We start from the raw sequence: 2,025 nt of genomic DNA, 5'->3' as shown, positions 1-2,025 counted from the left end.
GGCTCGAAGCTGACGTTGCCCGCCACGTTCAAGGTGCCGATCGAGTTGCCCGGCGCCACGGTGCCGCCGCGGCGGGCGGTCAGCGAACCGACCGTGCCGCTGCCGCCGACGATGCCGCCACTCTGCACGCTGACGTCCGAGGTGACCGAGCCGTTGATCGCCAGCCGCCCCTGATTGACCAGCGTCGGGCCGGAATAAGTGTTGGCGCCGGTCATGACCAGCGTGCCCATCCCTTCCTTGGTCAGGCCGCCGTGGCCGGAGATGTTATTGGAGTAAACGTCCAACTCACAGCTGATATCGTCACACTTCCTGGCATGCAACGTACCGGCATCCACCTCGGCGCCCAGTCCCGGAATATTGACGACAAACTGGGTCGGGCCGTAGGCCACGCCCGTCGGATCCGGGATGCGGAACTCTGCGGGAATATCCTCGACGGTATAGAACATGCCCGGGCCGTTGATGGCCTTGCCCAGGTTGATCATCCCCCAGCCGTAGAGCGCGTCGATGCCCGGCGCGCCCATGTCGGTGGCGGTGGTTTTCAGCACGTCGGCAATCTGCGCCGAGTTCATGTACGGGAAACGCTGCAGCAACACCGCCACTGCGCCGGTGACGTGCGGGGTCGCCATCGAGGTGCCGTTTTTATTGCCGTAGTCCGACACCAGATTGGCCGGATCGGAACCGTTGGCCACGGTGCTGTAGATTTTGCTGCCCGGCGACGAGACGCAGAAGCTGGCGGTATAGCCGCAGCGGGACGAGAAGCTGCTGATGGTGTAAGGCACGCTGTTGGCCGATGCCGCATCCTGCGCCACGCTGGCGACCGACAGCCAGTTCGGCGCGATGTCCGGTACGAAGTAGGCCAGCCCGCTGATCACATCCGGTTGGTTGTAATTGCCGTCGTTACCGGCGGCGAACAGCACCAGAATATTTTTGCGCGCCGCGTCGATGGCGCCCTGATAGCCTGCGCCGGCCAGGCTACCGAGCAGCGGCTTGACCTGATCGAATTGCTCCTGCGCATCCTTCAGCTCGAAGTGCAGCGCGTTAGGATCGCGGCCGCCGTCGGACAGGAAATCGGGAATGCTGACGCCCCAGCTGTTGTTGATCACCCGCACGCCGCTCTTGATCATCGCCTGCCAGCCGGCATTGGTGACGGCGCCGTCCAGGCCGAGGAATTCGCCGTACGCCGGGCCGTCGTTGTCATTATCGACGCTGATCACCTGCGAATCGAAGGCCACGCCGTGCATGCCGACGCCGTCGCGATTCGCCGCGCTGATCCCCGCGACGTGCACCCCGTGATTGCTCAGCATGCCCTGCGAACCGCTGTAGAAGTGGAAGGTGCCGTCGAAGTAAAAGCGATCGCCGGCGTTAATTCCCGGCCGGTGCGGATCGGTATAGGCGCGGTAGCCTTCGGTGACGACGTTGATCAGTTTGCCGTCGCCGGCGAATTCGGGATGGCGGTTAACCGGAGTGTCGAAAATGCCCACCTTTTGCCCTTTGCCGGTGTAGCCGGCGGCGTAGGCCTCATCGGCGTGGATCGCCCCCAACCCCCAGTTGGCGTTGAATTCAGCGCTGCGCCAGCTGGCCGGATCGCCGGGTTGGCCATTCACCTCGTGCGGCGCCGCCTGCGCATACCCTGCCAGCGCCATGCAGCAGACCAGCGCATTCAGCCGCCACGGCGAGCGACGAACGTTTCCTTTGCTATCAAAACCCATTGTTGTTGTCATTTCCTTACCTTTTGCTTGTTATTGGCCGACGCCCCAGGTGCGCCGGGTTCTCATTAGCAGGATGTGAAAAAGGAACCACCCGCAGGCGGTTCCCGTACAAGGATTGAGTCGATGTTGCTTAGAAACGCCAGGTGAAGCCGGCGTTGACGCTGTTGTCCTGATGGTGCTGCGACAGCAGCCCGCCGTAGCCCAGCGACAGCGAGGCGTTTTCGTTCACCGCCACTTCCGCCCCCGCCTTCAGCACCATGCCGTCACGCGACACCGGCACGCTGTCCACCACGAACGGCGCGTTGCCGCCGTTGAA

At 63.5% G+C, this 2,025-nt stretch carries 2 protein-coding genes; both read right to left on the bottom strand.

Annotated elements, in window-relative coordinates; all coding sequences use genetic code 11:
* Window positions 1-1,721 (bottom strand): S8 family serine peptidase (locus tag ACJ8J1_RS24840; RefSeq protein ID WP_442520435.1); only part of this gene is annotated, 1,721 nt, incomplete at its 3' end.
* A 118-nt stretch (window positions 1,722-1,839) separates the two neighbouring features.
* Window positions 1,840-2,025, bottom strand: a 186-nt coding sequence (locus ACJ8J1_RS24835) for an autotransporter outer membrane beta-barrel domain-containing protein (protein WP_197845595.1), incomplete at its 5' end; no start/stop codon positions are given.

Source organism: Serratia sp. CY37869 (assembly GCF_052168895.1).
Lineage (GTDB): Bacteria > Pseudomonadota > Gammaproteobacteria > Enterobacterales > Enterobacteriaceae > Serratia > Serratia ureilytica.
This window is presented reverse-complemented; position numbering and strand designations above follow the sequence as displayed.